Source organism: Promicromonospora kroppenstedtii DSM 19349 (genome assembly GCF_000515355.1).
Classification (GTDB): domain Bacteria; phylum Actinomycetota; class Actinomycetes; order Actinomycetales; family Cellulomonadaceae; genus Promicromonospora; species Promicromonospora kroppenstedtii.
This window is the reverse complement of record NZ_KI911644.1, coordinates 39,123-44,343: the sequence shown is the minus strand read 5'-3', so window position 1 is coordinate 44,343 and position 5,221 is coordinate 39,123. Positions and strand designations below refer to the sequence as shown.

The window sequence follows — 5,221 nt, the reverse complement described above, 5'->3', positions numbered from 1 at the left end:
GCTGCCGCGCCAGCACGGGGTGCCGGCGGAGCAGCGCCCTCGTGAGCAGCGGCCCCTGCGCCGCCACCTCGGTGCCCGTGTACCCGGCGCCCACGACGACGAACGTGCACCGTGCGTCCCGCTCGGCCGGGTCGTCGGTCGCGGCGGCGAGCTCCACCTGGCGGATCACGTGGTCGCGCAGGTACAGGGCCTCGGCGACGCCGCGGAACCCGTGCGCGTGCTCCGCGACCCCGGGGATGGGCAGCAGCCGGGTGACGCTGCCCGCCGCCAGGATCAGCCGGTCGTACCGCAGCTCGTGCTCGGCGCCTTCCGGGTCGGTGTACGCGACGACCTCCCGCTCCGCGTCGATCGCTGTCACGTCGCCGAGCGCGAGCCGGACGCCGCGCAGGGTCGCCGGGATCGAGACCGTCACCCGCCGCGGGTCGATCACGGCCGCCGCGACCTCCGGCAGCAGCGGCAGGTAGAGGAAGTAGTCGGTCCGGTTCACCAGCACGATCTCGACGTCGGCCGTGCGCGGCAGGGCCCGGCGCAGGGCCTTGGCCGCGTTGTAGCCGGCGAACCCGCCGCCGACGATCACCACCCGCTGGGTGCGTTCGCTCATCGTCATGCCTCGTCTCTGCTCGGGGTCGTCCCGTCTATGCTGCTGCCGATCGAGCGAAAGGACCCGCGGTGACCGACATGCCCGGGCAGGAGCGGCTCCGCCAGGAGTGGGCGGAGCACCGGCCTGCGGTCTTCGGCGCCGCGTATCGCCTGCTCGGGAGCGTGGCCGACGCCGAGGACGTCACCCAGGACGTCTGGCTGCGCGCGCTCGGCGCCGACCTCGACGAGGTGCGCAACCTGCGGGCCTGGCTCATCACCGTGGCCGCCCGCCGGTCCTACGACATCCTGAACAGCGCCCGCCGTCGCCGGGAGTCGTACGTGGGGCCGTGGCTGCCCGAGCCGCTGCTGACCGGGCCGGACGCCGCCGAGCCGGTGCTCGTCGACGAGTCGGTCACCGCGGCGATGCTCCTGGTCATGGAGCGGCTCAGCCCGCCCGAGCGGGTCGCGTTCGTGCTGCACGACGTCTTCGAGCTCGAGTTCGCGCGGATCGCCGAGATCCTGGACGTCACGGTGCCGGGCGCCCGCAAGCTGGCCTCCCGGGCGCGGCAGCGGGTGGCCGCGCAGCAGGACGCCGAGCCCCGGACCTCCCGCGTCTCGCGGGCCGAGCGCGAGCGCGTGCTGGAGGCGTTCCGCGGTGCCTACGAGACCGGTGACCTGGAGGGCCTGGTCGGCCTGCTCGACCCCGACGTCGTCTATGTCACCGACGGCGGCGGCAAGGTGCACGCGGCACGCAAGCCCATCGTCGGCGGGCGGCGCGTGGCCGAGGTCATGGTGCGCGTCGGCCACCAGCTGCCGCCCGACCGGATCGACCTGGTGGAGGTCGGCGGCGAGCTCTCCCTGGTGTTCCACCGCGAGGGCAAGGTCTTCTCCGTGGACACGGTGCAGATCGCGGACGGGCGGATCACCGCGTACCGCCGCGTCGTCAACCCGGACAAGCTCACGCACGTCTGAGCGTCACCTCCGGGCAGGCTGCGTCGTCTCCCTGTCGTCCGACGAACCAGACGAAGGAGAAACCATGACCACCACGCAGCGCGTCGACCTGGGCAAGCAGCACCCGAACGCGTACAAGGCCCTGCTCACGCTGTCCGCGGAGGCCGAGAGCAACGCCCTGGCCTCCGGCCTCGACCCCCTGCTGATCGAGCTGCTGCGCATCCGCACCTCGCAGCTCAACGGCTGCGCGTTCTGCCTGCGGATGCACACGGCTGATGCCCTCAAGAAGGGCGAGAACCCGGACCGGATCGCCGTGCTGCCCGCCTGGCGGGAGACCGGCTACTTCTCCGCGGCCGACCGCGCCGCGCTCGGCCTGGCCGAGGTGATCACCCTGGTCGCGGACGGGCACGTCCCGGACGCGGACTACGGGGCCGCGGCCGCCGTGCTCCCGGACGAGCAGCTGGCGGCGGTGTCGTGGGTCGTCACGGTGATGAACGCCCTGAACCGCGTCGCGATCACGAGCCGGTACACCGTGGCTTGACGGTGTCTTCACGCGCGACGGTCCGCGAGCCGTCCGAGCCCCGGTCGGTTAGGTTGACCGAGGTCGAGAAGCGGCCGCAGGCGCGTAGCGGTGAGGTGGCCCATGCAGGAGCCGGTCGGTGACGGGCTCACCCACAGCTGCGACGCCGACCCCGGCATCCACCGCCGGCGCCGCGGGCGCGGGTTCAGCTACACCGACGACGGCGGCGACCGGGTCACCGACCAGGAGACGCTGGACCGGATCCGCGCGCTGGTCATCCCGCCGGCGTGGACCGACGTGTGGATCTGCGCGGACGCGTCGGGGCATGTCCAGGCCACGGGCCGCGACGCCAAGAACCGCAAGCAGTACCTCTACCACCCCCGGTGGCGCCGGTATCGGGACGCCGCGAAGTTCGAGGAGCTGGCGGGGTTCGGCGAGGCGCTGCCGGCGCTGCGCAAGCAGGTCGACGCCGACATGGGCGTCTCCCGGCTGAGCCTGGACCGGGTGGTGGCCACCGTCGTCCGGCTGCTCGACGAGACGTTGATCCGGGTGGGCAACGACGAGTACGTGCGCTCCGGCGAGTCCTACGGGCTGACCACGCTGCGCAACCGGCACGCCACCGTCGGGGGAGCCGAGGTGCGGTTCCGGTTCCAGGGCAAGTCGGGGGAGCCGCACGACGTCGTGGTGCACGACCGGCGGGTCGCGAACATCGTTCGCCGGTGCAAGGAGCTGCCCGGTCAGCAGCTCCTGCGGTACGTGGACGGGGACGAGGTCCGCGACGTCGGCTCGGCCGACGTCAACGACTACCTCGCCCGGGTGACCGGTGGCGACCACACCGCCAAGACCTTCCGTACCTGGGGCGCCAGCGCGATCGCGCTGGGCCACCTGCGCGAGCTCGAACCCGCGGACCAGGCCGAGCACGACGCGCAGCGCGTCGAGGCGGTCAGGATCGCCGCCGACCACCTGCACAACACCCCCGCGGTGTGCCGCAAGAGCTACGTGCACCCCGCGATCCTGACCGACGACCGCGCCGAGCTCGACCGGCGGATCGTGCGCTCGGGCGCGGACCACGTCCGCTCGTCGCGCTGGATGACGGCGGACGAGCGAGCGCTGCTCAGGTTCCTGAGCGGATGACCCGGCCGGGTCAGGCCGCCCGGCGGGTGAGCAGCGGGTCGTTCGCGCGGGTCTTCTTGACCGGCACCACGGACGCCAGGATCCGGCTGACGCGGGTGGCCGCCCCGCCACCGAGCCGCGCCTTGCCGGACAGGCCGGCGAGCAGGTGCGCGGCAGTGGTCCGCAGGTCGACGCCGGCGGCGCTGGCACGCTCGGTGAGCATGGTCAGCGCGTCCTCCTCGCTCACGCCGTGCACGGCCATGAGCACACCTCGGGCCTGCTCGATCGTGGCCGTCGTCGCCATCGCGTTGTCGACCGACCGCTGGGCCGCACGGGCGACGGCCTCGTGCTGCAGGGGCGTGACGTCGGCGACCTGCCCCACCAGGACCGGGCCGCGCTCGGACCGGACGGCCTGCCCGGTCACGAGCAGGGTGCGGGCCCTGCCGTGCACGTCCACGACGCGCTGCGCGCAGGTGAAGGTGTGCCCGGCCCGGAGCGAGCGCACGGCCTCGCGGATCACCCGGTCCTGGTCGTCCGGGTGGCGGCGGGCGTGCAGTATCTCGGGTCCGGGAACCACCTGCGCGGGCTCGTACCCGTACATCCGGTACACCTCGTCGGACCACCACCAGGTGCCCGTGGCAAGCTCGACACGGTACTGACCTGCGAGCACGGGCGTCCCGACCGCGAGGTTCTTGACCGTGTCGCCGAGGAAGGGAGTGTGCTGGGTGGTGTCGCCGGTAGTCGTCGTCATCTGGGCCTCCGTCATCGCGGTGCGGCGCCGTGGCTTGACTCCTGCCGCCACGTTAGCCCTTTCACCCGCTGAGGGCCAGCGCGGCCCGGCCGCGCGCTCAGCGTCGCGTGCGCGCCATCCACTCCCAGACGCTCCGGCCCGCGTGCCGCGGGTCGTTGCGGGCCACGTAGATCCACGACCAGTGCCCGGGGTACGTGTTCCCGTCCCACACGACGCCGTCGTACAGGCTCATGATCGAGCCGGCGATCCGCTCGTGCGCGTGGACGGTGTTGTCCTCCGGGTCCAGCGTCGTGTCGTCGGCCGAGGCGACCAGCCACGTCGGAGTCGTCATCGCCGCGAGCTCCGCGTCGGAGATGAAGTAGCCGCCCGAGCCGTCCCGCGGCCCGATGCCGCAACAGATCGGCGTCGACGTCGCGAACCGGTCCGGGTGCTCGGCGACCATCTTGAGCGACATGTACCCGCCGTTGGAGCAGCCGACCACGTGGACGCGGCTCGCGTCGATCCGGTGTGCCGCCGCGACCTCCTCGATCGCCTCCAGGATCTGGGGCGCGAAGCCGTCGCCGTCCTGCATCCAGGCCGAGGTCGCCTGCGGCGCGAGCACGTACGCGCCGCCGAACAGGTCCTGCGCCTCCCGCGTGGCGAAGCCGAGCGCGCCCCGGTTGGCCCGCAGCTGCGCCTCGTTGTCGTAGTAGTCGTACCCGCCGGTCAGCAGCCCGCCCTCACCGCCGCCGTGCAGCCACACGACGAGCGCCGCGCCGCGCCGCCCGCCCCGGTGCCGCCGCTCGGGCGAGAACAGCCGGTAGTTCAGGCCCGACGCCGTCGCGTGGTACGTGAACGCGTCGACCTCCGGGTCGGACAGGTCGCCCTGCCGGAACGAGTCGAGCACGACGACGCCGCCCGCACCCGGGCCGCGCAGCGGCTCCGCCTGGGTGACCGTGTGGTCCAGGTCCAGGAGCACGTTGCGGCCGAACGCGCCCATGTACTGCAGGGTGCCGCCGCCGTCGACGCCCCACCCGTGCTCCAGGTCGAGCGTGACCTCGCCACGGCCCGTCCACCGCGCCGCCGTGACCACGCGGTCCTGCTCGTAGGCGACGTCGCCCGTGAGGGGATTGGTGGCCACGACGTGCACGGCGAAGGTCGACGACGTGAGCGACGACCGCTCCACGCGGCCCAGCACGTCGGACGCGATGACCAGCGCGGTGACCTGCTCGCCGCCGTCGAGCACCTCGGCGACGGGGGTCACCAGGGCGGCGCGGTGACCATCGCCCCTGGCGGCGGGGGCGGTCGAGGCGCCCGCGGCCGGTGCG

Annotated in this window: 6 protein-coding genes; 3 read left to right on the top strand and 3 right to left on the bottom strand. The window is 73.4% G+C overall.

The window, feature by feature from the left end; translation table 11 throughout:
* A partial coding sequence (locus PROKR_RS09175) for an NAD(P)/FAD-dependent oxidoreductase (RefSeq protein WP_245605765.1) occupies positions 1 to 607 on the bottom strand: 607 nt, incomplete at its 3' end.
* A gap of 71 nt (positions 608 to 678) precedes the next feature.
* Between PROKR_RS09175 and sigJ the strand changes: the two genes are divergently transcribed.
* The 3 genes from sigJ (at position 679) to PROKR_RS09160 (ending at position 3,184) form a co-directional block, all read left to right on the top strand.
* Entirely contained in the window at positions 679 to 1,551 is an 873-nt protein-coding gene (gene sigJ, locus PROKR_RS09170) for an RNA polymerase sigma factor SigJ (protein ID WP_036962411.1), read from the top strand.
* 64 nt (positions 1,552 to 1,615) lie between these two features.
* Entirely contained in the window at positions 1,616 to 2,071 is a 456-nt protein-coding gene (locus tag PROKR_RS09165) for a carboxymuconolactone decarboxylase family protein (protein WP_036962333.1), read from the top strand.
* 102 nt (positions 2,072 to 2,173) lie between these two features.
* Positions 2,174 to 3,184 (top strand): DNA topoisomerase IB, encoded by a 1,011-nt coding sequence (locus tag PROKR_RS09160; RefSeq protein ID WP_036962331.1) that lies wholly within the window; start codon positions 2,174 to 2,176, stop codon positions 3,182 to 3,184.
* Positions 3,185 to 3,194: 10 nt separating this feature from the next.
* Here the strand turns inward: PROKR_RS09160 and PROKR_RS09155 are convergent, their stop codons facing one another.
* Positions 3,195 to 3,914 (bottom strand): PAS and ANTAR domain-containing protein, encoded by a 720-nt coding sequence (locus tag PROKR_RS09155; protein WP_169736365.1) that lies wholly within the window; start codon positions 3,912 to 3,914, stop codon positions 3,195 to 3,197.
* 97 nt (positions 3,915 to 4,011) lie between these two features.
* Positions 4,012 to 5,221: prolyl oligopeptidase family serine peptidase (locus PROKR_RS09150; protein WP_051432819.1), on the bottom strand; the 1,210-nt coding region annotated here is incomplete at its 5' end.